The organism is Thermococcus pacificus (genome assembly GCF_002214485.1).
Taxonomy (GTDB): Archaea; Methanobacteriota_B; Thermococci; order Thermococcales; family Thermococcaceae; genus Thermococcus; species Thermococcus pacificus.
In genome coordinates, this window is record NZ_CP015102.1 from 785,626 (window position 1) to 812,290 (window position 26,665).

Annotated in this window: 23 protein-coding genes, 2 tRNA genes and 1 pseudogene; 14 read left to right on the forward strand and 12 right to left on the reverse strand. The window is 54.6% G+C overall.

Translation table 11 applies throughout. From position 1 onward, the window contains the following. Positions 1-10 precede the first annotated feature (10 nt). Together A3L08_RS04465 and A3L08_RS04470 are read left to right on the forward strand one after the other, a co-directional pair. On the forward strand, positions 11-466 hold the full coding sequence (locus A3L08_RS04465) for an RNA-binding protein (protein ID WP_088853882.1): 456 nt from the start codon (positions 11-13) through the stop codon (positions 464-466). Next, positions 463-1,149, forward strand: a complete 687-nt coding sequence (locus A3L08_RS04470; protein ID WP_088853883.1) for a Ribonuclease P protein component 3 — start codon at positions 463-465, stop codon at positions 1,147-1,149. Before A3L08_RS04465 ends, A3L08_RS04470 begins: the two co-directional genes overlap by 4 nt. Before the next feature lie 22 nt (positions 1,150-1,171). Here A3L08_RS04470 and A3L08_RS04475 read toward each other — a convergent pair whose 3' ends face one another. Continuing rightward, complete coding sequence (locus A3L08_RS04475) at positions 1,172-2,497, reverse strand: TrpB-like pyridoxal phosphate-dependent enzyme (RefSeq protein WP_088853884.1); 1,326 nt, start codon at positions 2,495-2,497, stop codon at positions 1,172-1,174. 430 nt (positions 2,498-2,927) lie between these two features. Next, a complete protein-coding gene (locus A3L08_RS04480; RefSeq protein WP_088853885.1) occupies positions 2,928-3,611 on the reverse strand; it encodes a hypothetical protein in 684 nt (227 codons plus the stop codon). Between the two features lie 119 nt (positions 3,612-3,730). Here A3L08_RS04480 and A3L08_RS04485 point away from each other — a divergent pair, with 119 nt between their 5' ends. Next, a complete protein-coding gene (locus A3L08_RS04485) occupies positions 3,731-4,732 on the forward strand; it encodes a TIGR00341 family protein (RefSeq protein ID WP_088853886.1) in 1,002 nt (333 codons plus the stop codon). Here A3L08_RS04485 and A3L08_RS04490 read toward each other — a convergent pair. Further along, positions 4,729-5,175 (reverse strand): hypothetical protein, encoded by a 447-nt coding sequence (locus A3L08_RS04490; RefSeq protein WP_088853887.1) that lies wholly within the window; start codon positions 5,173-5,175, stop codon positions 4,729-4,731. The genes A3L08_RS04485 and A3L08_RS04490 overlap by 4 nt on opposite strands. 78 nt (positions 5,176-5,253) lie before the next feature. Between A3L08_RS04490 and nikR the strand changes: the two genes are divergently transcribed. Continuing rightward, positions 5,254-5,670: a nickel-responsive transcriptional regulator NikR gene (gene nikR / locus A3L08_RS04495; protein WP_088853888.1), complete on the forward strand. Its 417-nt coding sequence runs from the start codon at positions 5,254-5,256 to the stop codon at positions 5,668-5,670. Between the two features lie 6 nt (positions 5,671-5,676). Then, positions 5,677-6,093, forward strand: a complete 417-nt coding sequence (locus tag A3L08_RS04500) for an amino acid permease (protein ID WP_232461770.1) — start codon at positions 5,677-5,679, stop codon at positions 6,091-6,093. Here A3L08_RS04500 and rqcH read toward each other — a convergent pair. Then, positions 6,090-8,042, reverse strand: a complete 1,953-nt coding sequence (rqcH, locus tag A3L08_RS04505) for a ribosome rescue protein RqcH (RefSeq protein ID WP_088853890.1) — start codon at positions 8,040-8,042, stop codon at positions 6,090-6,092. The genes A3L08_RS04500 and rqcH overlap by 4 nt on opposite strands. 433 nt (positions 8,043-8,475) lie before the next feature. Between rqcH and A3L08_RS04510 the strand changes: the two are divergent. Together A3L08_RS04510 and A3L08_RS04515 are read left to right on the forward strand one after the other, a co-directional pair. Next, positions 8,476-10,468 (forward strand): annotated as a pseudogene (locus A3L08_RS04510) (1,4-alpha-glucan branching protein). Positions 10,469-10,526: 58 nt separating this feature from the next. Then, entirely contained in the window at positions 10,527-10,844 is a 318-nt protein-coding gene (locus A3L08_RS04515; protein ID WP_088853891.1) for a P-II family nitrogen regulator, read from the forward strand. On the opposite strand, the gene A3L08_RS04520 is transcribed toward A3L08_RS04515, so the two are convergent. Together A3L08_RS04520 and A3L08_RS04525 are read right to left on the reverse strand one after the other, a co-directional pair. Then, positions 10,841-11,575, reverse strand: a complete 735-nt coding sequence (locus A3L08_RS04520) for an alpha-glucosidase (RefSeq protein ID WP_088853892.1) — start codon at positions 11,573-11,575, stop codon at positions 10,841-10,843. The genes A3L08_RS04515 and A3L08_RS04520 overlap by 4 nt on opposite strands. Before the next feature lie 152 nt (positions 11,576-11,727). Continuing rightward, positions 11,728-13,287, reverse strand: coding sequence for a sodium-dependent transporter (locus tag A3L08_RS04525; protein ID WP_088853893.1), 1,560 nt, complete (start codon positions 13,285-13,287; stop codon positions 11,728-11,730). A gap of 634 nt (positions 13,288-13,921) precedes the next feature. Between A3L08_RS04525 and gdhA the strand changes: the two genes are divergently transcribed. After that, positions 13,922-15,181 carry a glutamate dehydrogenase gene (gene gdhA / locus A3L08_RS04530; RefSeq protein WP_088853894.1) on the forward strand — a complete coding sequence of 420 codons (1,260 nt, stop codon included), beginning with the start codon at positions 13,922-13,924 and terminating at the stop codon, positions 15,179-15,181. Between the two features lie 111 nt (positions 15,182-15,292). Here gdhA and A3L08_RS04535 read toward each other — a convergent pair whose 3' ends face one another. Then, positions 15,293-16,456, reverse strand: coding sequence for a P-loop NTPase family protein (locus tag A3L08_RS04535; RefSeq protein ID WP_088853895.1), 1,164 nt, complete (start codon positions 16,454-16,456; stop codon positions 15,293-15,295). A gap of 118 nt (positions 16,457-16,574) precedes the next feature. Between A3L08_RS04535 and psmB the strand changes: the two genes are divergently transcribed. Genes psmB through rpiA form a run of 5 tightly spaced genes read left to right on the forward strand, consistent with a single transcriptional unit; the run spans position 16,575 to position 21,599 of the window. Beyond that, positions 16,575-17,186, forward strand: coding sequence for an archaeal proteasome endopeptidase complex subunit beta (gene psmB / locus A3L08_RS04540; RefSeq protein WP_088853896.1), 612 nt, complete (start codon positions 16,575-16,577; stop codon positions 17,184-17,186). A gap of 10 nt (positions 17,187-17,196) precedes the next feature. Then, the gene (locus tag A3L08_RS04545) at positions 17,197-19,143 is read left to right on the forward strand and encodes a beta-CASP ribonuclease aCPSF1 (protein ID WP_088853897.1); all 1,947 of its coding nucleotides are present in this window, start codon (positions 17,197-17,199) and stop codon (positions 19,141-19,143) included. A gap of 22 nt (positions 19,144-19,165) precedes the next feature. Then, positions 19,166-20,497, forward strand: coding sequence for a pyridoxal-phosphate dependent enzyme (locus A3L08_RS04550; RefSeq protein WP_088853898.1), 1,332 nt, complete (start codon positions 19,166-19,168; stop codon positions 20,495-20,497). Between the two features lie 36 nt (positions 20,498-20,533). After that, positions 20,534-20,911 carry a hypothetical protein gene (locus A3L08_RS04555; protein WP_335755217.1) on the forward strand — a complete coding sequence of 126 codons (378 nt, stop codon included), beginning with the start codon at positions 20,534-20,536 and terminating at the stop codon, positions 20,909-20,911. A 4-nt stretch (positions 20,912-20,915) separates the two neighbouring features. Then, positions 20,916-21,599, forward strand: coding sequence for a ribose-5-phosphate isomerase RpiA (rpiA, locus tag A3L08_RS04560; RefSeq protein ID WP_088853900.1), 684 nt, complete (start codon positions 20,916-20,918; stop codon positions 21,597-21,599). A gap of 1,084 nt (positions 21,600-22,683) precedes the next feature. Here rpiA and A3L08_RS04565 read toward each other — a convergent pair. Continuing rightward, positions 22,684-22,761 (reverse strand) — tRNA-Val (locus A3L08_RS04565). Between the two features lie 10 nt (positions 22,762-22,771). Further along, positions 22,772-22,849: transfer RNA gene (locus A3L08_RS04570), tRNA-Ala, on the reverse strand. Between the two features lie 125 nt (positions 22,850-22,974). Between A3L08_RS04570 and A3L08_RS04575 the strand changes: the two genes are divergently transcribed. Continuing rightward, on the forward strand, positions 22,975-24,126 hold the full coding sequence (locus A3L08_RS04575; RefSeq protein ID WP_088853901.1) for a M20 metallopeptidase family protein: 1,152 nt from the start codon (positions 22,975-22,977) through the stop codon (positions 24,124-24,126). Between the two features lie 86 nt (positions 24,127-24,212). Here A3L08_RS04575 and A3L08_RS04580 read toward each other — a convergent pair whose 3' ends face one another. From A3L08_RS04580 to pth2, 3 genes are read right to left on the reverse strand one after another with little or no spacing between them, the layout of a single operon-like run. Next, positions 24,213-24,944, reverse strand: a complete 732-nt coding sequence (locus A3L08_RS04580; RefSeq protein ID WP_088853902.1) for a phosphoglycolate phosphatase — start codon at positions 24,942-24,944, stop codon at positions 24,213-24,215. A gap of 51 nt (positions 24,945-24,995) precedes the next feature. Beyond that, entirely contained in the window at positions 24,996-26,246 is a 1,251-nt protein-coding gene (truD, locus tag A3L08_RS04585; protein ID WP_088853903.1) for a tRNA pseudouridine(13) synthase TruD, read from the reverse strand. 3 nt (positions 26,247-26,249) lie between these two features. Beyond that, positions 26,250-26,606 (reverse strand): peptidyl-tRNA hydrolase Pth2, encoded by a 357-nt coding sequence (gene pth2 / locus A3L08_RS04590; protein WP_088853904.1) that lies wholly within the window; start codon positions 26,604-26,606, stop codon positions 26,250-26,252. Positions 26,607-26,665 lie beyond the last annotated feature (59 nt).

The window sequence follows — 26,665 nt, forward strand, 5'->3', positions numbered from 1 at the left end:
GGTGAGAAAGATGGCGAAGCTTAGAGCACACCACATCAGGCTTACCACCTTCATCCAGGCGACCGAGGACGAGGACAAGGTTCTCGACGCGATAGCGACCTTTATCCCCGAGGAGATAGACGAGGACGATGTAATCTTCGACATCGACGAGACAACGGGCTTCTTCGGCAACCCAATCAAGGTAGTCAACGTTGAGATAAAGAGGAGCAAAGCCGTGAGACAGTTCCTCGACTACTTCAAGGAGCTTCTGAGCGAGGATGACAGGAACTACCTCCTGAAACATCTCGACGAGAAAATCGACGAGGAGGGAACCTTCTACGTCCGCTTCAACAAGCAGAAGGCCTATCTAGGCGACGTCGAGATAGACGAAGGAGCTGATGTCATCCAGGTCAGGATAAAGATCAAGGCCTTTCCTATGAGGAAGGAAGCGGTGGTTAAAGCCGTTAGGGAGTGGCTGGAGGAATGAGCGCAGAACTGGAAATACGTGAAGCGGAAGAGCTTTCCTTCTCGCGGGACTACTTCGTCGAGATGGACGTGAGGAGCGAGGAAGCCTATCAGCTCGCGAGCGAGTGGTTCGACGAGGTGGTCTTCACAAAAAAGCTCGTCCTTGAAAGCTCTCCCGATTGGGGTGTGCTTAAGGAAGAGCTGAAGGCCCTCCGTGAGACCCATAGCAAAGTCGCCCTCCTACTCGTCACGAAAAAGCCGAGCCTCATTCGTGAGGTCAAGAACCGCAGTCCAAGGGCTTTAATCTACGTCCAGGGCGGCGACATGCGGGTGAACCGTGCCGCACTTGAGGCGGGTGTGGATGCCTTGATAGGCCCCTGGTTCGGGAGGAAGGATCCGGGCTTTGACCACATCCTGGCGGGAATAGCCGCGAGGAGGGGAGTTGCCATAGGCTTTTCCCTTTCACCGCTCCTGAGGGCCAATTCCTACGAGAGGGTTCAGCTCCTCCGCTTCATGACCAAAACTTGGCAGCTCGTGAGGAAGTACGACGTTCCACGCTTTATAACGAGTTCTGCCGAGAGCAGGTGGGAAGTTCGCGGGCCGAGAGACCTGATGAGCCTCGGGATAAACCTCGGGATGGAAATTCCTGAAGCAAGGACGAGTCTGAACTTCCATCCGAGGAGGCTTCTGTCAAAGCTCAAATGAAATAGAAAGAGAAAAGAAAGTATCACCCCTCCAAGGCCGGGAAGTAGTCCGGCTCGTAGTCCTCAAGCTTTCTATCCAGATAGTCCTCGTAGCCTTGAAGGTCGAGGAAGCCGTGTCCACTGAGGTTGAAGAGTATGACCTCCTCTTTTCTCTCCTCCTTTGCATTCAGTGCCCTGTCTATTGCTCCCTTTATGGCGTGGGCGCTCTCAGGGGCTGGAATTATGCCCTCGGTCTTCGCGAACAGCTCAGCCGCCTGGAAGACCTCGTTCTGGTGGTAGGCAACTGGCTTAACTACTCCATGGTTTATGAGGACACTCAGCGTTGGAGCTAATCCGTGGTAGCGTAAACCCCCGGCGTGTATCGGCGGGACGTAGTAGGTGTGGCCCAAAGTGTGCATCTTCATCTTTGGAGTGTAGCCGCCAGAATCGCCGAAGTCGTACTTGTAAACGCCGCGCGTCATGCTTGGCGCGGCCCTCGGTTCAACGGTTATGAACTCGTAGTCGGCTTTGCCATGGAGGACGTCCTTCACGAACGGATAAGCTAAGCCGGCGAAGTTGCTCCCGCCGCCGACGCAGCCGATTATAACGTCCGGCTCCTCAAACTCCTTCATCTGCTCTTTGGCTTCCAGTCCTATAACCGTCTGGTGCATGAGAACGTGATTTAAAACGCTCCCAAGGGAATAGCGGGCCTTCTCGTCCCTTAAAACGTCTTTAATGGCCTCACTTATCGCTATACCCAGGCCACCGGGGTGGTTCGGGTCTTCGGCCAAGAACTTCCTTCCTATCTCTGTCCTGTCGCTTGGGCTCGGGTAGATTTCAGCACCGTACAGGCGCATTATCGTCTTCCTGTAAGGTTTCTGCCGGTAGCTGGCGCGGGCCATGTAGACCCTTACCTTCAGTCCCAGGAGCGCTCCTGCTAAGCTCAAGGCAGTTCCCCACTGGCCGGCACCGGTCTCGGTGACGAGCCTCTCGATTCCCTGCTCTTTGGCGTAGTAGGCCTGAGCCAAGGCCGTGTTTATCTTGTGGCTTCCCGTTACGGTTGCGCCCTCGTACTTGAAGTATATCCTTGCGGGAGTTCCGAGGACCTTCTCAAGGTTCGTCGCCCTGAAGAGCGGCGTTGGCCTTCCGATCTTGGCATAGAGCTCTCTCACCTTCTTGGGTATCTCGATGTACCGTTCCGTGCTTATCTCCTGTTTCACAAGCTCGGCCGCAAAAATCCTCAGGAGCTTCTCAGGTTCCATCGGCTCGTCCGTCTCCGGGTCGAGGGGAGGCTCTAAAGGCTCCGGAAGATCCGGCAGGATGTTGTACCACTTCGTGGGTATCTTTGAGTCGGGAAGAACGGCTTTCATTCTACCACCTCCTTTTCAAGAACCTCCACACTAATCGTCTCAACAAGTCCCAAAAGCGAGGGAATAATTAGCGTGAGGGTTAAGCCGAGGCCTCTACGTTGGAGAGAAGGTCGGCCAAAAACGGTCCCCCCTGTTCAGCTCAGCGCCAAAAACAATCCCGCCTTAGAATTGATGAACTGCCCACGTTATTCACGAAACCCTTACAGGGGCCAAAAACACTCACTCCTGCATATCATAGGGCATCGGACATAGGGGAAGTGCATACCTTATAGGGTTTTCGGCCGGTGCCTTGAAAATCTGACGAACTTTCTTCGGTATTCTCTTTGAAATCGTCACTGGTTCAAAGATTGAGGCTTACGGTCGCACCAGCCATGCCTCATGAAGAGGAAGCCCCGCCGAAGACCGTCGACACGATCAGAGAAGGCGCGGGCTAAAACATTCTCACCCGCGATTGAACGAACTCATCAACAGCCCTGCAATCTCCCCTGACAGATACAACCGCAAGGCCACCTGCTATTCTCACCTCGGCGATGTAAACGCAGTGGTTTTCCTTTCTCATCAGGACCTCTCGAATAATGCTTTCCCGCGGTCCGAAGTTCCCTGGAGCCTCCGCATAACCATTTTCCCGGGCATTTTGAACCGCGTTAAGGTACGCTCCATCCGCCTTCTCTGCAGGTCTCCTCAGGACGATAGGGTAGCTGGTTATGGGCATTCTAACCTCCAGATTTTTCCAGGCCATTCCGGAGACGTGGACGACTTTTCCGGCAGGTTCCACGAGGTAGGAGCAGGACTGTGAAACGTCGGCGCTCTCGTTAAGCGGCCATAGGCTGCCCTCGACATCCCAGCATCCGGTTTTGAGGTGGAGCCCCGAGACGAGGTTCAGGCTTGTTGCCCGAGGCGGAGTCAGCAGGATGGCGATTAAGATGACAAGAATTCCGAAGGGGACGAGCATCCTGGGTTTCCGTGAGTAGTACCGCCTGAACGTGACAACCGGAAGGAGAAACGCCAGGGCGAACGTCGCGAGCCCCAGCGGGCGGTTAAGCTGGACCACTATCCACGCAAAGAAGGAGATGACTGCGGACATGAGCACCGACGCGGGCAGCTTCCAGCCCATGGTTTCATCCCCCTCTGAAGTACGGCATTCCGCTTAAAAGCCTCTCCACGGCTTCAAACCCGGTTGAAGCGTTTCCGGAAAGGTTATTAGTGGGGAAGGCGTAGGAATCCTGATGCGGCATGCTCCGGCTTGAGGTCAACTGCGACGAGGGTGAGGGGGAGAAGGTAGAGGAAGTCCTGAGGAAGTGGAACGTGCAGTACTACACCGAGGAGGTTCGGAGCAACGGGAAAAGGGTTCTGCGCTTCACCGCCCTCGTTCCGGAGTTCGTCATAAACGACATAGCAGACGACCTCATGAAGGCGATAGACCTTCGAAAGGGTTACTCTTCAATAACCTGGGCCTCGGTGAGCGGAAAGTCCGTCAAGTACTCCAGCTCCGTCAAGTCACTGGCCAAGTACAAGCGCCGCTGGACCCTCGTGGATATCGAGGGTCTAATAGAGAACGCCAACAACCAGGCCCGCGTTGACCCTATTCAGCTCACCCTCGGCGCGGTCGCGTCGATCATAGCCCTCTTCGGCCTTATACAAGACAGCATAGTCATGATAATCTCCGCGATGCTGCTCTCGCCAATACTTGGCCCGCTCTACGGTTTCTCCATCAACGTCGTCATGGGCAAGGGCAGGGACGCGGTGAGTGCCGTCTACTCCATCCTCAAGCTCCTCGGGGTCATCTTTGCATCGGCCCTCATAGTTTCTCTCCTCCTGGAGATCTTTGGGGCCATGCCGGGGGAACCGACCCACGAGATACTCATCCGCGGCCAGTCCGGCATCGTTTATATCTTGCTGGCCATCATCCTCGGTTACGCCGGGATAGTGGCGATAGTGAGCAGGGTTCCAGAGATACTGGCCGGCGTTTCGATAGCGGCGGCGCTGGTACCGCCAACGACGGTGATAGGAATCTCCCTCGCGATGGGATGGTGGGAAATCTTTGAAGGCTCCCTCGTTCTCGTCCTGGAAAACGTCCTCGGCCTTCTGAGCGGCTCCCTGCTGGGCCTCTACGTCCTTAACGTCTCCCCCAGGAGCTACTACGAGAAGAGGGCGGCAAAAATATACACAAAGAGGACGATGGCAGTGCTCGCGCTGATGGTCTTTGCACTCGTCCTGTTGGAGCTGGTCGCTTAGGCGACCTCCGTCTGCTCGTAGATGGGCTTTCCCTGCCTGTGCTTGAGAAGCAGGCTGTAGAAGAACTCCTTGAGGTCCGGGCTCATGTTGTCGTCGAGAAGCAGGTCGGCCCTTCCGCTGTAGTCCTTCTCGGCCTTCGTGATAAGGAGAGCAATGGCTGGCGTCAGTCCCTGGAGCAGTATCCTGACGAGCTCCGGCAGCGCTTCCTCGTCTATCTCTTCATCGGCCTCGAGGCCGAGGTAGACGATGAAGCCCTTCATCTGAACCGCGAGGATGAACTCGGTATCGCTCAGCTCGAAGAAGGAGAAGTTGTACGTTTTCGAGTCTGCCCTCGCGAGGAGAACGCCCTTTATCGAGACCGTCACCGGCTCCTCGTCTATCTCGAAGACCAGATCTTTGGCCAGCTCGCTCTGGGCTATCGCGTAGAGTTCCTCCATCGACATGGGACTCCCTTCTCTGGGGGGGATAAAAGGGTTTCGTCACCTTTTTAACGATTGAAGCGAAGTTTATACGGTGGTGGCATGAAGATAACGCGCTTCGGTGTCTCCGTTCCTGAGGAGCTTCTTGAGAAGTTCGACCGTATAATAGAGGAGAAGGGCTATGTCAACAGGAGTGAGGCGATAAGGGACATGATGCGTGACTTCATAGTCAGGCACGAGTGGGAGCAAGGCGAGGGCGAGGTGGCTGGAACTATAACGATGCTCTACAACCATGACGAGGCAGAGGTTGTGAAGGAGCTTCTCGATTTGCAGCACGACTACCTTGAGGAGATAATTTCGAGCATTCACGTTCACATGGACGAGCACAACTGTCTTGAGGTCGTTATCGTCAAGGGAAAGGCGAGCAGGATAAAGGAGATAGCGGACAGGCTGTTGAGCCTGAAAGGGGTAAAGCACGGCAAGCTCGTCATGACCGGAACCGGAAAGGAGCTCGTCTAGCGGGGGATGCACATGAGAGTGCTGAGCTTCCTGACCTCCCTGCTCGTTGCTCTCTCGTTCCTCCTCCCCTGGCTTAGGCCGCCCTCCGGAGAGCTGACGTTCCTCCATATTCTCAACGAGATTGTGACTTCCCCGAACGGCTTCGAGGGAGCCTTCTGGTGGCTAAACCCGAGCAGCACGGGCTCAATATTCACCTACGTGGCCTTTTTCGCGGGCCTCTTCATGATACTCCTCGGCGTCTTCTTCGGCCTCCTCGGGGGGAGGCTCGGTCCAGGAGTCGGTCTGGTCGGCATGCTCCTCTTCACAGTCATCGCATGGTACTTCTACGGAGGGGGCTTCCTCGAGATCCTCGGTGAGGGCTACCTGCTGGCCCTCGGTTCCTTCGTGGCCGGCTTTCTCCTGGCGGGCGGTAAGTATCTCTAACCGACTACTTCAACAACGTCGCCATTTCCGGGCGGCAGGACTGCCATGATGTCCTCTTCCCTCACTTTGTAGCCCCACTTCTCCAGGATGTGCTTTATTCTCTTCACGAGCTCGCTCTTCTTAAGCGAGCCAGGTCTGATGACGATGTACTTATCCGTGTGAGCCTTTATCGCGTCCACCGGGGCGCAGATCACGTAATCTTCTCCCTCGTAGTTTATCACACCGACGGCGAGCTTGAGAGGCAGTCCATGGAGCCAGTTCCTCTTACCGTAGACCATAAAAGCTCCTTTTCCAAGGTATTCGCCGCTCGGGGTCTGCTTGGTGACCTGGTTTGGATAGGCCCAGTAGGCATCCTCGCTGTAGACCCCTCTGCTCCATGCCTTGCTCATCGAGACAGCGAACTGGCAGGCCTCGAATACTGTCTTCTCCCCGGCCTTCTGCCCGTCCTTGATTACGACGTGGGGAGCGCCATAAACGTCGGCGTGGCAGTAGAGGTCGTTATCCGTCATGTGCCTCTTTATCAGAATCTCGTTGGTGCTCGCGTCCTTTCCGGCCAGAACGAGGAAGCCCTCGCTCGAGATAAACCAGCGGAACTTCTCGAACCACTTCTTCTTTCTCCGCTCGATTTTCTTGACGTTGAGTTCCTTCTTCATCTCCTCCTCGATGAGCTTCTCAACCTCGTCGAGCTTCCGTTTGGTATCTTCGTAGGCCTTTAAAGCACCCTCATACTTGTGGCGGAACTTCTTGGCATTCTCGTAGTATAGCTCCGCGTTCTCCCCTATGCTCCTGTTGAGGTAGAGCCTGACCTTTTTTCCTTCGAGCTCTATCGTGACGGCCTTCTCTTTGGGGTCGATGCCCTTCACCATCAGAGCGACCTTGTTTCCAGCTTTCTTGCCCTCCTCGATTCTGCGCTTAAACTCGTCCCAGCCGAGGGTTTCGGTTGCCTTCCTGAACTCCTCCAGCAGGCGCTCCACGAGGGCGTAGTTTGCGTAGATCAAATCGCCTATCTCCTGGTTGGCCTTCGCACTTTCCTCGAAGCCCTTCAGCATCTCCTCCTGCTTCCTCAGCGTCATAAGGAGCTGCCTCTTCTTCGCCTCTAGCTTTTTAGTCTGCTCAACCTTTGCCTTTTCGACCGTTATCTTCCCGAAGTACTCATCCAGGGCTTCGCTGAAGGTGTTGAAGTACTTCTTCTCAAACCCATCGTAGATCCTCAGCTCTATCGGGACGACGTCGTGCATGTTGCCGTCTTTAAAGACTATGTTTGGCCTTGGCTCGTCGTTGAAGGTCCTGAGCATCGCGTCATAAACCTTTAGGAGGTCATCGTCGCTCAGCTCTTTAACTGGCGCCGTCTTCTCGAAGCCCGCCCGGATGGAAATCTCCTCCGCGTACATACCGCCCATGTTTAGTTTTCTCGCCAGGGCCCGGACGAGCTCTAGATTCTCTTCCTCCCGCATAAGCTCCAGGAAGCGCTCCTTCGAGACCTCGAGCGGGTTCTCCCTCGCGGGCGGATACTGGTACTCGGCCTTCGGCATTATCCTCCGGTCCTTGTACTCCTCGTAGCGAAGCGCCGCAACAATCTTGTTCTCAGAATCCACGAGGATGATGTTTCCACGCCTGAAAAGCTCGCCTATGATGGTGTAGTCCCCGATTTTGACCTTAACTATCCTGTCGAAGCCGTGCTGCTCTATGGCATCGATGAAGCCACCGGAGAGATGCTTCCTGAGGAGCATCGTGAAGCTCGACGGACTCTTTGGGGCCTCCTTGACGTAGCTCGTCAGATGGAAGCGCTTCCCTGCCTGGAGAATGAGGTCTGCCCTGCCCTCTTTCGTGCGGAGCTTTATCCTTATCTCATCCCCGTCGTGGTAAACCTTATCAACGCGAGAACCAACCAGCCACTGGAGTTCTCTAACTATGTAGCGTATATCAACGCTGCTCATTTCCTCCTTCATTCTCCCACCGAAAAGAGTTGGAGTGGGGAGTTAAAAGCTTTCACAAGAGCCTGGGACCAAGTACCAGGACGAGCCCACCGGCGAGCGCCATGGCCGCACGGAGAGTCTCCGAGTTGGAGTCGTCGAAGGCCTCGTTCAGAAGCTCCCAGAAAAGCCCGGCAACGCCCATGTTATAGATTATCACGCCAGTTTACTGAAAGCACCGGCACCGGAGGCAAGGACTGCCAATATTGCTCCAAGCAGGGCCACCGAGACAACGCTGGCAAGAAAGCCGGTTTCCAACCCTTTACCTCCACCACAACCGCCACTTAGGAACTGGAGTGACCATGTTAAAACCCTTTTCCCAGATGCAGAGCACACTTGTGTATACAAGCCCATAGATGAACTCACTAAAGTTAAATAGTCTAACGCTGTAACACTCATGGTGATACAGATGAAAGGCTACTTCACGTTCGTACTGCACACCCATCTTCCATACGTCAGGAAGCACGGGAAATGGCCCTTCGGTGAAGAGTGGGTATACGAAGCAATGAGCGAAACCTACCTGCCCCTGCTCATGGAGTTCGAGAGGCTGAGGGAGAGCGGGGTGAAGTTCAACCTGGTGATCAACATAACACCGGTTCTGGCGGAGCAGCTCGCGGACGAGTACATGAAGGATGAGTTCGAGCGCTATATAAGGAGGAAGATAGAGGCGACGGAGAAAGACCTCCTGTCGGGGAAATACGACAAGAAGGCCGTGAAGGCCAGCTTAGACCACTTCCGGAGGGTCTACGACTACTGGAGGGCCATAAACGGCGACATCCTCGGGAAGTTCCGCGAGTTGCAGGATGCGGGGTACATCGAGATAATAACCTCCGCGGCGACACACGGCTATCTGCCCCTCCTGGGGAGGGACGAGGCGATAAGGGCCCAGATAGCCAATGGCGTTGCCACCTATGAGAAGTACTTCGGGAGAAGGCCGAGGGGGATATGGCTGCCGGAATGTGCCTACAGGCCCTCTGGTGAGTGGGACCTACCGGGCGGGAGGAAGGTCAGGAGGCAGGGCATCGAGAAGTTCCTTGAGGAGTTCGGCATAGAGTACTTCTTCGTGGAGAGCAAGCTCATTGATGAAGGTCCCGTCACCAAAGAGTACGGTGAGGTTGAGGTTTACGAAGGTGGAAAGAGCACGCTCAGGCCCTACTGGATAAAGGGTTCGAACGTTGCCGTCTTCGCGAGGAACAGGGAGACGGGCCACCAGGTCTGGAGCGCCCACTTTGGCTACCCCGGTGACTTCTGGTACAGGGAGTTCCACAGGAAGGCCCCGGAGAGCGGAGGCCAGTACTGGAGGATAACTGGTAAGGACGTTGACATCGGTGAAAAGGAGTTCTACGACCCGGACAAGGCCATGGAACGCGTTGAAGAGCACGCGAGGCACTTCGTCTCACTGGTGGAGAGACTTCTGAGGGAGTACGAGGAAAAGACCGGAGAGAAGGGCATAATAGTGGCTCCATACGACACGGAGCTCTTCGGCCACTGGTGGTTCGAGGGAGTTAAATGGCTCGGCAGGGTTCTTGAGTTAATGGCAAGCAGGGGAATAGAGACGGTCAGCCTCTCCAGGTTCCTTGAGAACTACTCCGGCGAGAGGCACGATATAGAGCTTCCAGAGGGCTCGTGGGGGGCAAACGCCGACCACTCGACATGGTGGAATGAAGAAACGGAGTGGACGTGGGAGCACGTTTACCGCGCGGAGGACAGGATGGTCGCTCTCGCGAGCAGGTTTTACGGAAAGGATGCCCTGGCCGACCGCATAATAGAACAGCTCGCGAGGGAGCTTTTGATTTTAGAGGCCAGCGACTGGCAGTTCCTTATAACAACGGGCCAGGCAAAGGAGTACGGCAAGAGGAGGGTTTTGGTCCACAGCAGGGACTTCCACAGGCTGGCTAACGAGCTTGTGAGGTACGCGAAGACGGGAGAGTTCGATACTAAACTGCTTGAAGAGCTTGAGGAGCGCGATAACGCCTTTAAGCCAGTATTGGTGGAGCACTACGTCAGCGAGAACCCGCCGGAGCTTGAGGAATACGTCGAGCCTCCCGAGGTTCCGCCGGAGAAGGGAGGGGCCGAAAAGCCGGCCGAAGAGAGGGCCTACTCGACTGCCATAGCCGTTGAAACGGTGGAATCAAAGAGAGAAAAAGAGGGTCGTTAAGTCGTCGAAGAAGAAAAAGAAGGTCGCCAGAAAGCAAACCTCAAAAAAGGCCGAAAAGAGAAGGGAAAACGGTGCGAGCGACCTCCTCTCAATAAAGGGAATCGGACCAAAAACGCTGGCAAGGCTCAGAAAAGCTGGCGTTGAAAGCGTTGAAGACCTAAAAAGGGCTGATCCCGAAGAACTCGCCAGAAAAACCCGGATCTCCGTGAAGAGAATCCGGAAGTTCATCGAACAGATTAAATGACATTTTTTCTTTCCGAAACCCTTTTCGGAACTTTGCCCTATTTATTTTTGGTGGTACAATGAAGAAGGTGGAGGCTATTTTACGACCCGAGGATTTTGAGAACGTGAAGAAGGCCCTCAAGAGTGCAGGATTCATGCCCCTGACGGTCTCCTCCGTTCAGGGAAGGGGAGTTCAGGGAGGTGTTCCGCCGTACGATCTACTGCCGAAGATTAAGCTTGAGATAGTGGTTAATGACAGCGACCTTGAGCAAGTCATCGACATAATAGCCAGAAACGCCAAGCGGGGCATTCCCGGGGACGGGAAGATCTTCGTCCTGCCAGTGTACGACGCGGTTAGGATAAGGACGGGAGAAAGGGGGGAGGAAGCCCTCTACTAAAGGAAAGCATGTCTGTGCTTGTAGAGCCCCACGGCCGAACTTAGCACCAAGTAAAGTTCTACGGCCGCCAGCAGTACGAGGACGATTAGGTAACCCTTTGCGAAGGTTGTACTCTTGCTGAGGTGCTGGGCTATTTCCGCTATCTTCGCGGGGTCGTTTAGGTTTCTCATACCATAGCTCAGCGCCATGGCCCCCACTATCACGGGTATTGGGATGGCAGAATACGCAAGGAGGAGACCCAGGTAGCCCCTCCTCTGGAGGGAGAGCATTGAGAGTACTATCGGTATAGCGAGTATCAGCGCGGTTATCGCGAGGAATTGGTTCAGATAAAATCCCGTGAGCATGAAGAACGCCGTCATCCCGAAGAGGTACTTCCGGTAGACCCCCTTCAGTTCCTTCATCTTCTCAGGGACGAAGTCGTACTCGGCCGAGCGGGAGTAGAGGAGAATCCTATCTGCGAGCTTCAGGTAGTTCTTCTTTCCTTCCCTCTCAATGGCCTTGTCCGTGCTCATGGTCTTGAATTCCTTGGCCTTTTTATAGAAGAACTCCGCAAGCTCTTCGTTGTCTTTTTCGACCTCTTCTGCAAGCTTCTTGAAGTTCTTCGAGGCCTCGCTTATCTTTGCCTTCACGCGCTCCTTTTCCTTATCGGTGAGGAGCGTGATGCGGTCAATTCTACCGAGAGTTGATTCGAGAACCTCTGCTGTGTCAAGAAGAATGTCCCTACTCTTCACGTCAACACCTCCAAAATTTGAAAAGAAAAGGGATTTAAGACCCTTGTGCTTTCTCGGCCTTAAGGAGCCGTCCGACGCTCCAGTACATCAGGGCGAAGATAACGAGCCATGCACCCACCATGTAGATTACCCAGCTTTCCATCGTCACCACCTCAGACCCTTATGATGACCTCGTTCTTCTCTAGCTCCTTTGCATACTTCTTCTTGATTGAGTAGTAGCTCTCCACGGCGCCTATGACAAGCATCACTATTATCGCTATCCTTGCCGGCCACTCCAGCGTTGATCCAACGAGGCTCTTGAACATTCCGATCATGGGTACCAGCAGCAGTATTGGTGCGATGTAGAGGATTATTGGCTTGTACCAGCTTGGCACGGTCATCCATGCGCCCTCGTGGAGTTCCTTCCAGAAGTTGTCGGGCTTGAAGAGGTAGACCGCTATTATGATATCAAAGAGCGCTAGTAGGGTCAGCTGGAAGTTCACCCACGCATCGACCTGATCCATGTAACCGCTGATGTAGACGACTGGGAGGCCCATCACGAGGTAGAGCAGGAGTACCAGCCAGGTGCCAGTGCTCCTCTTGATGTTGAGGTCCTCCTCAAGCAGTGCCGTGAGGTAGTTGTACATGGCTATGGCCGATGTAAAGCCCGCGAACCAGAGGAGCAGGAACCACAGCGCACCGAAGATCCTTCCAGCATCCCCCATGCTTACGAAGACGTTCGGCAGGCTGGTGTATGAGAAGCCAAGGCCGAACTCGTGACCGATCCAGGAAAGGGCCTCACTCTTGCCCTTGGCAAGGATCTCTGGCGGGACTATCTTGGGAGCGTAGGCGGTGGCGAGCGGTATGGCTATTGAACCGCCGAGGACGACCTCAGCGAACTCGTTGAGCGAGACGGTGGCTATGCCCGAGAGGGCAACGTCATCCTTCGGGCCGAGGTAGCTGGCGTAGTTCTGGATGATACCCATACCCAGCGAGAGCGTGAAGAATATCTGCCCTGTTGCCGCGAGCATTACCTCCCACAGGTGGTCTCCGAGGTAGCTCCAGTTGGGGCTCCAGATGAACTTGAAGCCGTCAATGGTGCTCCAGTTGGGGTCAACCGGGGAGCCGAGGACAAAGATGTAGCCGACCATGAGGATGGCGAATACGTAGAGCAGCGGCATTATTACCTTGACCCATCTCTCTATTCCCTTGCTGACACCCTGACCAACGGCTATGGCAAGCAATATCACCGTTATACCCCAAAACAGGAAGACCTGACCGTAGTTGCTGAGGTAGTTGCTGAAGAATTCTCCCGTGTTCTGGCCGAAGTAGGCGCCAGTTATGCTGAACCAGGAGTAAGCCGCTGACCATCCAATGAGGTGCAGGTAGTAGCTGTTGAGAAGCACCGTCAGACTGAAGGCAAGCATTCCTGCTATAACGCCAAACCAGAGCGCGCTCCTCGGCTTGAGGCTCTCCCTGGCCATGAGGTAGTACGTTGGACCGAGGGTACCGTGGCCATACTTGCCACCGTAGCGACCGGCGACCCACTCAATCCACATCACTGGAATACCGAGGAAGAACAATGCCACGAAGTACGGCACCATGAAGGCGCCGCCACCGTTTTGGGCCACCTGCGTCGGGAACCTGACGAAGTTACCAAGGCCTATTGCGTTTCCGGCCATTGCTAAAATCAAACCGAGTTTAGTTGCCCATTGATCCCTCTGTTGTTCCACAATCTCCACCTCCTATTCTTAAGTGTCTGGGATAGCTAACCCCTGGATAGTATTGGGGCATTGTGTATAAGCAAAGGCATTCTATAAAAAACTTTCTGATGGCTTTGTTCGACGAAAGACGATTTACTCGGGCATAAAACTTACAGTATCGGCATTTTGTCGTTTTTTCAATACGCCATGATAACGTAACCAATCTGTTGGAGGTATGACAACCATATGACCTTTTGTGGAAAATATGTCAAAAATCTGCTGGGAGCATCATCCCAAAAAGGTTTAATTTACCGTGCACCAAAATCCCGTGGCGCCCGATGATTGCAACAAGAGTGAGCTGAGGGGGTGATGACCGACTTCTCGCTGAGGGCGCCGTGAACTGCATTGAAAATGCGTTCATCTGAGCCATTTCTTCATCAAAAGTTCATCGATGTAGTCTTGTGTTCTCCAATGTATAAAAAATCTTGGATGTACATCGCCCTTTTTGCCCCAAGATTTCGGGAGGGTTTTTCTTTTCGCCGAAAATTTCCGTATATAACTTTTTGTTTGAAATCAACCGTTCTCCTGCCTCCTTTATCGAAAGGTTTATATATGCAAATGCCTAAGGGTAGCTCGCAGATTACCGAAACCCGAGGTGGTATAGATGGTCGAGATTGACCCCTTTGAGATGGCCGTTAAGCAGCTTGAGAGGGCTGCCCAGTTCATGGACATAAGCGAAGAGGCCCTCGAGTGGCTCAAGAAGCCCATGAGGATTGTTGAGGTCTCAGTTCCGCTCGAGATGGACGACGGTTCTGTCAAGGTTTTCACCGGTTTCCGCGTCCAGCACAACTGGGCCCGCGGTCCGACCAAGGGTGGTATAAGGTGGCACCCGGCCGAGACTCTCAGCACCGTTAAGGCCCTCGCCACCTGGATGACCTGGAAGGTTGCAGTCGTTGACCTCCCCTACGGTGGAGGTAAGGGTGGTATCATCGTTGACCCGAAGAAGCTCTCCGAGAGGGAGAAGGAGAGGCTCGCCCGCTCATACATCAGGGCCATCTACGACGTCATCAGCCCGTACACCGACATTCCGGCCCCGGACGTTTACACCAACCCGCAGATCATGGCCTGGATGATGGATGAGTACGAGGCCATCAGCAGGAGAAAGGTTCCGAGCTTTGGTATCATCACCGGAAAGCCGCCCGGAGTCGGCGGTATTGTCGCGAGGATGGACGCAACGGCGAGGGGTGCCAGCTACACCGTCCGCGAGGCCGCCAAGGCCCTCGGCATGGACCTCAAGGGCAAGACCATCGCCATCCAGGGTTACGGTAACGCTGGCTACTACATGGCCAAGATCATGAGCGAGGAGCACGGCATGAAGGTCGTAGCGGTCAGCGACAGCAAGGGCGGCATCTACAACCCGGACGGCCTTAACGCCGACGAAGTTCTCGAGTGGAAGAAGAAGAACGGCACCGTCAAGGACTTCCCGGGAGCTACCAACATCACCAACGAGGAGCTCCTCGAGCTTGACGTCGACGTCCTCGCCCCGAGCGCCATCGAGGGTGTCATCACCAAGGACAACGCCGACAAGATCAAGGCCAAGATCGTTGCCGAGCTCGCCAACGGTCCGACCACCCCGGAGGCCGACGAGATACTCCACGAGAAGGGCGTCCTCATCATACCGGACTTCCTCTGTAACGCCGGTGGTGTCACCGTCAGCTACTTCGAGTGGGTTCAGAACATAACCGGCGACTACTGGGACACCGAGACCACCAGGGCCAAGCTCGACAAGAAGATGACCAAGGCCTTCTGGGACGTCTACAACACCCACAAGGAGAAGGGCATCAACATGAGGGACGCCGCCTACGTCGTAGCCGTCCAGAGGGTCTACGACGCCATGAAGTGGCGCGGATGGGTGAAGAAGTGATTTCTTCTCCCTTTTCTATTCGTTTCTACGCCTGATAATTCTCTCTTCTTACAGGCGTCGCAGACAATCTGTTGTTTGAAAAAATTAGGACGGTGTTAATTCGAGGGAAGCTCACACCTTCGCCCAGTACTCCTTTTCTTCCACCATTGCCTTTATCATCTCGTCCTCGTCCTTGAACATCGTCCTCCTCGACGGGTTCTGCATGCCGTAGAACTCCATGAATGGGCTGGGTCTTCTCTTGAACGGGTAGTAGAGGTAAATAGCAGCGAGCGTTCTGTAAGCCTCGGCCATCTCGCTTATAACTCCTGCAGAAACGCCCTCCGCGTAGTGATAAACCGCTATCGCCTTGCTGACGTCGACGAGGTTGAAATCGCGCTCGACGAGCTGGCGCCTCAGTATGTCGGTAGCCTGCTCTATGTCGGCCCTGTCAAGCTCCTCAACCTCCTCCCCATCAAGGAGGTGCTTTATCCTGATGCGCTTTACCGAGGGATCCGCGTTCACCTGAGCGTCATATTCGGCGACGACCCACCAGTCGTCTAAAGCTCCTGGATCAAGGACCGTGAAGTGCTCGCTCAGCTTGTTGTAGAATCCCCTGACGCGGTGGTAGTACTCCTCCTCGTGACCTGTCATTGGGTAGCTGAGGTAGACGAGGGGCTTCTCGTTCTCGTGGAAGAGCAGATCGAGGAAGACAGCGTGTGGGTGCCTTATGCCGAACTGGAGGACGTAGCGAACCTCGAGCCCCTCTTTCTTGAGTTCGTGGACGAGGGTCTTCACGTGGTTTATCGCGTCCTCGCGCCACATAACAAGGGTGGTGAGCTTTATGTTCTCGGGGTTCTCACCGAAGCGCTCGAACCATTCGGGGTCGTTGATGATCCTCCTCCTGACGGACAGGACGTCGTCGAGGACTATTATGACGCGGTCAGGTTTCAGGAGTTTGAGGTTGCTCGCTGTGAAGCCGATGACACTCCCACTTCCCCAGCGGAAGAGGCTCGGCGTTGAGACGAGGTGATAGACCTTATCGCTCCCGTCTATCTCCCTCCGGATTCTCTCAAAGGCCTCGTCGCGTATCTCATTCATCAAATCCTGGTGGTTTATGGCAAAGTCGAGGACGTTCTTCCTCGTTATCTTAACGCCCCTCTCCTTGCCGACTTCTCTTATGTAATCAAAAACATGGTAGTAGGCGTAGCTCTCGTTCTCCACGAGCTTGAGCGCCTCGGTTATGTACTCATCCCTGCCGTTGAGCGGCGGGCCTGTGAGCAGGACTACCTCCTTCATTCTACCACCCCACTGTATTTAACCCCGTATTTTGGACGAAACCTTTAAATACTATTCCCCCAAAGTGCGGTTGTAAAGGTTCTTCTATTCTAAAAACATACCAGCAGGGGTGTTGTAATTGGCTGAAAAGCTAAAGGGAACGACTACAGTCGGCATTGTATGTAGGGACGGCGTAGTCCTGGCAGCGGACAGGAGAGCATCGCTCGGCAACATGGTGCTGTCTGAGAACGTGACAAAGGTGTTCTGGATAGACGACCACCTGGCCCTCGCAGGGGCGGGTAGTGTCGGCGATATTCTGAGCATAGTAAGGCTTCTGAGGGCAGAGGCCAAGCTCTACAGGGCCAAGGTTGGCAGAGAAATGAGCGTTAAGGCCCTCGCAACACTGACTTCTAACATCCTTCACGGGGGCAGGGGCTACGCTTACCTTGCCTGGTTCCTCGTTGGTGGCTACGACTCTGCCCCGAGGCTCTACTCAATAGACGCCGCTGGCGGCGTTACGGAGGACAGGTTCACCGCCGCCGGTTCCGGAATGGAGTTCGCCTTCTCCATACTTGAAACCGAGTTTGAAGAGGATATGCCCCTTAAAGAGGGCGTTAAGCTGGCACTCAGGGCAATAAAGGCCGCCACCAGGAGAGACGTTTTTACCGGGGGCGGCGTTACCCTCGTTACCATCACAGAGGAAGGTTACAAGGAGTGGACCGAGGAGGAGATAAAAGCCCTTCTGGAATGAGGTGGTACCAGTGATACGGAGAGAGACATTCGTTGACGACATCCTACGCGATATAAGGGAAGTGATAAGCCAGATGGTTCCCCCGGAGGCCAGGATAACCGAGGTCGAGTTCGAGGGGCCGGAGCTCGTCATATACGTCAAGAACCCTGAGGCCATAATGCGCGACGGGGAGCTCATCAAGAACCTCGCCAAGGTCCTCAAGAAGCGCATAAGCGTCCGCCCCGACCCAGACATCCTCCTTCCGCCCGAGAAAGCGGAGGAGATGATAAAGGAGCTCGTCCCCAAGGAGGCCGAGATAACCAACATCAGCTTCGACCCATCGGTTGGCGAGGTCATCATAGAGGCCAAGAAACCAGGTCTCGTCATAGGAAAGAACGGGGAGACGCTAAGGCTCATAACCCAGAAGGTCCACTGGGCCCCCAGGGTCATCAGAACTCCGCCGCTTCAGAGCCAGACGATTTACTCCATAAGGCAGATACTCCAGGCCGAGGCCAAGGACAGGAGAAAGTTCCTCCGCCAGGCTGGCAGGAACATCTACCGCAAGCCCGAGACAAAGAGTGAGTGGATAAGGATAACCGGTCTCGGAGGATTCAGGGAGGTTGGCAGGAGCGCACTCCTGGTTCAAACCAACGAGAGCTACGTTCTGGTCGACTTCGGAGTCAACATAGCGGCCCTGCGCGACCCCAAGAAGGCATTCCCTCACTTCGATGCACCTGAGTTCCGCTATGTGCTCGATGCCGGGTTATTGGACGCAATAATAATCACCCACGCCCACCTCGATCACAGCGGCATGCTTCCCTACCTCTTCCGCTACAAGCTCTTCGACGGGCCGATATACACCACCCCTCCGACGAGGGACCTGATGGTTCTCCTCCAGCAGGACTTCATTGAGATACAGAAGATGAACGGCGTCGAGCCGCTCTACAGGCCGAGGGACATAAAAGAGGTCATCAAGCACACAATAACCCTCGACTACGGCGAGGTTAGGGACATAGCCCCCGACATGAGGCTCACGCTCCACAACGCGGGCCACATACTCGGTTCATCGATAGTGCACCTCCACATAGGCAACGGGCTGCACAACATAGCCATCACCGGCGACTTCAAGTTCATCCCGACGAGGCTCTTCGAGCCTGCAGTGAGCAGGTTCCCGCGCGTTGAAACCCTTGTTATGGAGTCCACCTACGGTGGAAGCAACGACTACCAGATGCCGCGTGAGGAGGCAGAGAAGAGGCTCATAGAGGTCATCCACCAGACCATAAGGCGCGGCGGAAAGGTGCTCATCCCGGCGATGGCAGTCGGAAGGGCGCAGGAGATAATGATGGTCCTCGAGGAGTACGCGAGGATCGGCGGCCTTGAAGTGTCGATTTACCTCGATGGAATGATATGGGAAGCTACCGCGATCCATACCGCCTACCCGGAGTACCTCAGCAGACACCTCCGCGAGCAGATATTCCACGAGGGCTACAACCCGTTCCTCAACCCGATATTCAAGTCCGTCGCCAACAGCAGGGAGAGGCAGGACATCATAGACTCCGGCGAGCCAGCGATAATCATAGCCACCTCAGGTATGCTCGTCGGCGGACCGAGCGTCGAGTACTTCAAGCAGCTAGCCTCAGATCCGAAGAACAGCATTATCTTCGTCAGCTACCAGGCGGAGGGAACCCTCGGAAGACAGGTGCAGAGGGGTCTGAGGGAGATACCGCTCGTCGGCGAGGACGGAAGAACCGAGGTGGTCAACGTCAACATGGAGGTTCACACCATCGACGGCTTCTCCGGTCACGCGGACAGGAAGGAGCTCATAAGCTACATCGCCAGGCTCAGGCCCAGGCCGGAGAGGGTCATAACCGTCCACGGCGAGACCCACAAGTGCCTCGACCTCAGCACGAGCATCCACAAGAAGTTCGGTATCCCGACGCGCGCCCCGAACAACCTCGACGCCATAAGGCTCAAGTGAGCGCTTCGATGAAGGGATAGGAATGAAGGTTCGCTGTCCGGGCTGTGGACGGCTCTATTCTTCCATTATTCCCCCTACATGCTGCGGGGAACCTCTGAGGATAGAGTACGACTACGAGGGAGTGGACATCTCCCGGTGGAGCAACAGGGAGCCGGGAGTGTGGAGGTACCGCGAGCTGTTACCAGAGGTTCCAGAGGTTGTCAGCCTCCGCGAGGGGGGCACTCCGGTTATCAGGGCCAGGCTTGGAGAGGAGCTGGGATACAGTGTCTTCATCAAGGACGAAACCAGAAATCCCACGGGCTCCTTCCGGGACAGGCTGGTCACCGTTGCGGTCTCATACGGTTTGCCGCACGCCGAAAACGGCTTCGTGGTTGCAAGCAACGGGAACGCCGCCGCGTCCCTGGCGGCATACGCCGCGCGGACGGGAAAACCTGCCTATACCGTTGTGCCAAAGCTCATAGAGCAGGGGAAGCTGAACCAGATAGCGGCCTTTGGGGCAAGACTCATACGCTACGGTGAGAGCGTCGACGAGGACATAAGCTACGCCGAGGGGCTGGCAGAGGGTAAGGGGCTCTACAACATAACCCCGGAGAGCAACCTCATAGGTCTCGAGGGACAGAAGACCATAGCCTTCGAACTCTGGGAGAAGGTCAGGCCAACGCATGTAATTGTCCCCACAGGAAGCGGGAGCAACCTGTACAGCATCTACAAGGGCTTCGCTGAGCTCATGAAAATAGGCGTTCTCGATGAAATGCCGAAGCTCATAGCGGTGCAGACCGAGAGGTGCTCACCCATAGCGAGTGAGGTTCTCGGGGTTGAACCCAGGGTTGAGCCTACAAAAGCCCTTGGACTCTACGTGAAGAACCCTGTCATGAAGGAGCTCGCTCTCGAGGCGATAAACGGGAGCGGCGGCACTGCGGTTCTCGTTGGCGAGGATGAGCTCGACCTCGGCCAGAGGCTCCTGGCAAAGGAAGGTATATTCGCCGAGTACGCTTCATCGGTCATAGTCCCCGCCCTCCTCAAGCTTGCAGAGGAGGGCTACTTCGAGAGGGACGACAGAATAGCGCTCATAGTGACCAGCTCTGGTTTGAAGGGCCACTACTCGGAGAGCAGGGAGAAGTTCAGCGTCGGCGGGACAAAGCTGGATATACTCAAGCTCCTGAGCGAACGGGAGATGTACGGCTACGAGATATGGGAGGCCCTTGAAAAGCCGCTTAAGTACCAGGCGGTCTACCAGCACCTCCGCGAGCTGGAGAGCATGGGGCTCATAGAGGAAACCCACAGGAAAGGAAGACGGGTCTATTACGGTCTGACCGAAAAGGGTCGGAAGTTCCTTGAAACACTCGGCGGGTAGAAAGGTTTTAAAGCTCCTTTTAAAAGCTAAGCGTAGGTGGAGAAGGTGAAGCTGGCTATTGAACACAAGTTCTCACTCACGGTCTACCTCTGGGGGACCATAACCGGGATAATCAGCGGAGTAGCGGCCGCCAAGATGGAATACGGGTGGCTCCTAGGAGTGGCGCTGTACTTCGTCATCGACAGGTTTGTGATGGCAGTTATCAAGGAGCTCCCACCGGAAATACCCGACGAGAGGCTTATACTGAGAAAGGCCTTCTGGGGCTGGCTCCTGTTCTGGCTGTACTTCACTATGCTCAGCTACTCAATCATGACCCACTTCACTCCCCAGTGCTACTCCAATCAGAGCCTGCTCTACCAGATGGTAACGAACGGCAACGCGACCGTTCCCTGTAACGTAACTCCCGCGGGGTGATGGTATGGAGGAACTCAAAAGGGCTGTGGCAAAGGAGGCCCTGAAGTTCATCGAAGACGACATGATAGTTGGCCTCGGCACGGGCTCCACGACGGCATACTTCATTGAATATCTCGGAAAGCTCATCATGGAGGAGGAGCTTGAGGACGTCTACGGCGTTCCGACATCATACCAGTCAAGAATGCTCGCCATTGAGAACGGCGTTCCAGTCCTCGGCCTCGACGAGGTTGACGCGATAGACATAGCGGTTGACGGAGCGGACGAGGTCGATCCACAGCTGAACCTCATAAAGGGCCGCGGGGCGGCTCTGACTATGGAGAAAATAATCGAGTACCGCGCAGGGACTTTCCTCGTGCTCGTCGATGAGAGCAAGCTCGTTGAAAGCCTCGGTCAGAAGATGCCCGTGCCAATAGAGGTTATCCCTGCTGCATGGAGGGCGATAGCCGAAGAAATAGAGGTCTTCAACGCGACGGCAGAGCTCAGAATGGCTAGCAAGAAGGACGGGCCGGTCGTAACCGACAACGGCAACTTCATACTCGACGCAAGATTCCACCGCATAGAGGACCCTCTAGACCTCGAGATAGAGCTCAACAACATCCCCGGCGTCGTCGAGAACGGCATCTTCGCGGACATAGCAGATATCGTCCTCGTTGGCACGAAGGAGGGTGTCAAGAGGCTGGAGCGCTGAAACTTTGCCTTTGCAAGGTTTCATCAAAGTTCGTGATTCCTTTTTAGGGCTCTTTATTTTTGGAGGGTTTCCACTAGGAGTTAAGCATTAAACGTTGGATTCTGCAGTATGGTTCTCATTGCGGTTGGTTCGCTTTCAACGCGCTCCGTTGAGCGTTAAAAAACCGAACCTTCACGAACAAGCTTTTGAAAAAAAGCCTCACCAAAAGTTCGTGGTTCTTCTTAAATTGTCGGTTTGAGAGTCGGTTTGAGAAGGATTCCATTGAGAGGAACTAGAGTGAATCTTGAATTCCACCTGTTAACCTAATGCTTGTTATGAGTTCAATTATAACCGACGCCCAAAGGGCGTCAAGGGAGGAGAACTCCCTGAGAAAGGGCTATAATTAGGGAATTCAAATCTAAAACAGCTCGTAAAAAGGAATCCCCTTGCGGTTAGCGCTGTCAAAAAGAACCACCAACCTTGATCAAACTCAACGGGGCTGTCGTCCCGTGCGTTGGAGCTTCACTCCAACGTCGCGCAGGCGAACAAGCTTTGGGAAAGCTTGACCAAAACAGTGCCCTTTTCATTAAATTGGCAGAGATTAAACGTGCACTAATCAAGAACAACATTTATAAGGGGTTACTCTCCAAACAGCCGTATTAAAACCGTTTCAACCTTTTTATTGGCGTCCTTTGGACGCCGTTTGAAGATAGAAACACTTCACAAAACATATCAACAGGAAAGAAACCCATACTCACATTAGTTTGCATTAAAAAGAGGCACTTACTCTTCCGCCAGCGCGAAACTTTGCACTGCAAAGTTTCACCAAAGTTCGTGATTCCTAATTGAGGCTCACTCCCAGAAGGATTTCACGCTGAATTCTTGGCATTAAAGAGGGATTCACTAGATGGACTCCCCTTGAAGGGGTTCACTCTCACCGCGCTCCTCCGGAGCGCTAAAAACGCGAACCCACTTGAAAACGCTCCTGATAAAGAATCCACAATTCTTCCAAAGAGCAATCTTAACGAGAAATCCCGCCAAAATTGCCGTTTTAAACAAGAATCACAAATTTTCCGTCAACGCTTTGCGTCAGCAAAGGGTTGTATGGTGGGCCCGCGGGGATTCGAACCCCGGACCTCCACCTTGTCAGGGTGGCGTCATAACCAGTCTAGACCACGGGCCCAACCCAGGGATGGTGGACCGGCCGGGATTTGAACCCGGGGCCTCCGCCTTGCCAAGGCGGCGCTCATACCAGGCTGAGCTACCGGCCCACTCCCATCGACGCCGTATTCACCTATCAGAGTGGGTTTATAAATTTTGCGGTCATGAAAATCCGTTCAGACTCCTATCGAAAAGTTAATATTCATATTTAGCAATGGCCTATACGGTGAACACTATGAGCCTCGACCCCGTTTCTGAGGCCAAAAAGATTGAAAAGGAGATAATAGCCTGGCGCAGGGACTTCCACATGCATCCAGAGCTCGGTTACGAGGAGGAAAGAACTTCAAAGATTGTGGAAGAACACCTGCGCAAGTGGGGCTACTCGATCAAGCGCGTCGGGACGGGAATAATAGCGGACATTGGCGAGGGAGGGAAGACGATAGCCCTCCGCGCCGACATGGACGCTCTGCCCGTCCAGGAAGAGAACGACGTTCCATACAAATCGAAGATCCCGGGCAAGATGCACGCCTGCGGCCACGACGCCCACACGGCGATGCTTTTGGGGGCAGCAAAGATAATAGCCGAGCATAGAGAGGAACTCAACGGAAGGGTTAGGCTCATCTTCCAGCCTGCCGAAGAAGGCGGAAACGGAGCTGTTAAGATGATCGAGGGAGGGGCTTTAGAAGGAGTCAACGCCATCTTCGGCTTCCACGTCTGGATGGACCTGCCGAGCGGAGTGATAGGGATAAGGGACGGCCCCTTCCTGGCAGGGGCGGGAATATTCGGCGGAAAAATAATCGGAAAGGGCGGCCACGGTGCTTCCCCCCACGAGACAGTTGATCCAATTCCGATAATGGCCGAGACTGTCCTTGCCTTCCAAGCCATCGTGAGCAGGAACGTTCCGCCGATAGAGACGGGAGTTGTCAGCGTCACGAGCGTGCACGGCGGGACTGCTTTCAACGTCATCCCGGAGGAGGTCGAGTTCAAGGGCACTTTCCGCTTCTTCAAGCCCGAAATCGGCGAGCTCATCCAGAGGAGGATGCGCGAGATTCTGGAAGGCGTGACAAAGGCCCATGGAGCCAAGTACGAGCTGAGCATAGAGGAGCTAACTCCCCCGACGATAAACTCCAAGGAGATGGCCAATTTCGCGAGGAAAGTGGCAGAGAAGTACGGCCTCAAATACGGCGACGTCCCTCCGACGATGGGCGCCGAGGACTTCGCCTTCTACCTCCAGAAGGTTCATGGAGCATTCCTTGCCCTGGGAATCAGGAACGAGGAGAAGGGGATAATCTACCCCCACCACCATCCGAAGTTCGACGTGGATGAGGAGGTTCTCTACCTCGGCACCGCGATGGAAGTTGCCCTGGCCTTCGAGTTCCTCAGGTGAGAACTTCCAACTATCCCCATTTTTCTCATCTTTTGGACATATTTTCTAATTCCCCCAACATCTAGTCATACGAGTCATTGTCAGGGTTACTTTTCCAGGCTCTCCTCACCGAGGTAGCCGAACTTCTTCAGGATGTGCATTACCGCCTCAGCACCGCCGTCACCGTAGGGCTTCTCCGTAACGTAGTCGGCTTTCTCCTTCAAGCTTTCAGGTGCTTGAGCTATTGCAACTCGGTAACCGACGACGCGGAAGGCATCGAGGTCGTTTTCCCCATCACCTACGTGGGCAACCTCTTTCGGGCTTATTCCCAAAAACTCGCAGGCCTTCTCTATCCCGGTGCCCTTGTTTATCCAGGGCTTCTTGATGTGTATCGCAAAGCCGGAATCCACCGCGATTAGATTTAGCCCGAGCTCTGCTATAAGCTCCCTCACGGCCTCAACGGGAACCTTCCTCGTTATCACGAGGCCGGCTTTCCGCTCCATCGTTGAGTAGCTCAGCTCCGCCTCGGGATAGCGCTTTTTGAGCTCGCTCCAGAGAATCCACTCCTCGTCCATGTCGGTGAGAAAAACGCGCTTTCTCATTGTCCCCTCGCCCTTCAGGGAGAGCGCACCACCGTCCTCAGCTATAACCGGCCCGCTGGTGCCTATGAAAACGGCGGCAGCTTCGGCAAAGGGGACCGAGTTTCCGGTAACCAGCATAACCGGAACTCCCAGCCTTTCCGCGAGCCTTATAGCCTTGAGGGCATCTATACTCAGCGTTCTATCCCGATAGGTTATCGTGCCGTCTATGTCGAGCGATATTGCTTTAATCCTCCCCATTCTCTCACCCAAAAAAAGGGACGAGGGGACGGATATAAGACTTTCTACCCATCAATGGTCCTTCATTATCTCCCTCAAAACGCTCGTGGCGTAAACACCCTTCGGCAGAAAGAAGCGGAAGCACATGCCAGTATCGGGGACGTAGCCGTAGATCATCCCGAGGGGCCTTATCAGGAGCTCTCTCCTCCCCCCTGGCTCGGCCATCGGCTTTGGTAGATTTTTAAAGGTTTCAAGACTTATACCCTCCTCTTTGAGGATTCCCTCTTCGAGTCTCCCAGGAAGGCCCTTGGCCGTCCTCATGGAAAAGCCAAATAGGGGGCCTGAAACCATGGCCTGGTTTCGCCGTATCTTTTCGTTCACGAAGTCCTTGTTGGTCTCCGTGACGCGGTAGGTCCTGTCGCGGTAGGGTATACCTCCTTTCACCTGAACTACTATATCTCCGACCAGTGCCTCGTTAAGGGGCAACCCCTCCTCAATGCGCCTCGAAATGTAGAGGTTGAAAAGGTAGCTCTGGTAGGCGTGAATGAAGATGCGCATTATCGGGAGCGGTAGGGAGAGGAAGGCCCTCTTCCAGCTCCCCGTTTCCTTGTAGCGGTGAAGCATGGCCCTCTCGTACCTCAGGAAGTTCGGGAATTCCTCCAGCGCCCTGTCCACATCGCCAGTCTCCCAGAAGTTTTTCCTTGCCTCGTCCCCTTCCATTCCACCTTCGTGGGCACCGAGGAAGAGTCTCGCCGCCCCTTCAAAGTCCCCCTGGAGGAGCAGCTTTCCGATGAGGTGGTTGGTAACACGTCTCTCTCCAAAGCGCTGATAGCCGAAGTAGTTTGGAAAGCCGCCCTTCTCGCGGAGCTCCCTTACTATCTCCCTGGTTCTCTCAAAAGCCTCCTCACCGACGTCCCTAACTATTATCCTGAAGCGGTTCCCAATGAGGTGGCCGAGCTTGATGAAGCGGCCGTAGGAAACGAACCTCAACTCGATGTCCCTTATTTGAACGCCCTCAACTTTCTCCTTGGCTTGGGCGGGCACGCTTATGTACTGGTAGGTCACGGCGTGCCTGTCCTTGGTTCCGGCGAAGCCAATATCGCGGTGCCTTATCCCGGCACGCTTGGCTATTTCCTTTACCGCCGCCATCGTGTCCCAGTTCCGCTTTTTGAGGAGAAATATCGCATACTTCTTCCCCTCGAAGATAGAAGGCAGGGGGTCTTCAATAACCACGAAATCCTCGGGGAAAACCTTAATCCTGCCACCAATTCCGGGCTTCTCACTCAGATAGTGGAATTGAGAAAAGAACTCGCGGTAGTCCATCTCTCACACCAGCTTCAGATGTCCGGTGACCTTGTCAACCAGTTCTTCCGGGGCGGGACCAACCGCCAGGACCGTAATAGTCCCAGGCGGAATCTCAGTTAATCCAGCGTCTTTTATGAGCGCCGTCGGGATGCCGAGCTTCTCTGCCTCTGCCTTGAGCTTGAAGAGCTCCTCGAGGTTCTCAGCTTTTACCACGACCTTCTTCTGCCCCTCGTGGAACCAGGCCTTGAACCACTCCGGCTTCTCCTTCTGGGCTTTTAGTGCTGCTGTAACCGCGCCGTGAGCCACTTGAACCGCGAACTTGCCCTTGCTGAGCTTTAAATCCTTCCGCGAGACTATGACCTGTTTGTACTTGAACATGACCCATCCCGGGAAAAGTGGCTTGAATCGATTTATAAAGTTAAGGAAAACGAGGAGAA

Excerpts from the sequence above, each read along its gene's own strand:
- A3L08_RS04550 (WP_088853898.1), top strand. The coding sequence starts at position 19,166 with ATGAAGGTTCGCTGTCCGGGCTGTGGACGGCTCTATTCTTCCATTATT.
- A3L08_RS04490 (WP_088853887.1), bottom strand. The coding sequence starts at position 5,175 with ATGTCGATGGAGGAACTCTACGCGATAGCCCAGAGCGAGCTGGCCAAA.
- A3L08_RS04475 (WP_088853884.1), bottom strand. The coding sequence starts at position 2,497 with ATGAAAGCCGTTCTTCCCGACTCAAAGATACCCACGAAGTGGTACAAC.
- A3L08_RS04515 (WP_088853891.1), top strand. The coding sequence starts at position 10,527 with ATGAAGAAGGTGGAGGCTATTTTACGACCCGAGGATTTTGAGAACGTG.
- A3L08_RS04535 (WP_088853895.1), bottom strand. The coding sequence starts at position 16,456 with ATGAAGGAGGTAGTCCTGCTCACAGGCCCGCCGCTCAACGGCAGGGAT.
- nikR (WP_088853888.1), top strand. The coding sequence starts at position 5,254 with ATGAAGATAACGCGCTTCGGTGTCTCCGTTCCTGAGGAGCTTCTTGAG.
- truD (WP_088853903.1), bottom strand. The coding sequence starts at position 26,246 with ATGGACTACCGCGAGTTCTTTTCTCAATTCCACTATCTGAGTGAGAAG.
- rpiA (WP_088853900.1), top strand. The coding sequence starts at position 20,916 with ATGGAGGAACTCAAAAGGGCTGTGGCAAAGGAGGCCCTGAAGTTCATC.
- A3L08_RS04470 (WP_088853883.1), top strand. The coding sequence starts at position 463 with ATGAGCGCAGAACTGGAAATACGTGAAGCGGAAGAGCTTTCCTTCTCG.
- A3L08_RS04485 (WP_088853886.1), top strand. The coding sequence starts at position 3,731 with ATGCTCCGGCTTGAGGTCAACTGCGACGAGGGTGAGGGGGAGAAGGTA.
- A3L08_RS04500 (WP_232461770.1), top strand. The coding sequence starts at position 5,677 with ATGCACATGAGAGTGCTGAGCTTCCTGACCTCCCTGCTCGTTGCTCTC.
- A3L08_RS04575 (WP_088853901.1), top strand. The coding sequence starts at position 22,975 with ATGAGCCTCGACCCCGTTTCTGAGGCCAAAAAGATTGAAAAGGAGATA.
- A3L08_RS04480 (WP_088853885.1), bottom strand. The coding sequence starts at position 3,611 with ATGGGCTGGAAGCTGCCCGCGTCGGTGCTCATGTCCGCAGTCATCTCC.
- rqcH (WP_088853890.1), bottom strand. The coding sequence starts at position 8,042 with ATGAAGGAGGAAATGAGCAGCGTTGATATACGCTACATAGTTAGAGAA.
- A3L08_RS04580 (WP_088853902.1), bottom strand. The coding sequence starts at position 24,944 with ATGGGGAGGATTAAAGCAATATCGCTCGACATAGACGGCACGATAACC.
- gdhA (WP_088853894.1), top strand. The coding sequence starts at position 13,922 with ATGGTCGAGATTGACCCCTTTGAGATGGCCGTTAAGCAGCTTGAGAGG.
- pth2 (WP_088853904.1), bottom strand. The coding sequence starts at position 26,606 with ATGTTCAAGTACAAACAGGTCATAGTCTCGCGGAAGGATTTAAAGCTC.
- A3L08_RS04465 (WP_088853882.1), top strand. The coding sequence starts at position 11 with ATGGCGAAGCTTAGAGCACACCACATCAGGCTTACCACCTTCATCCAG.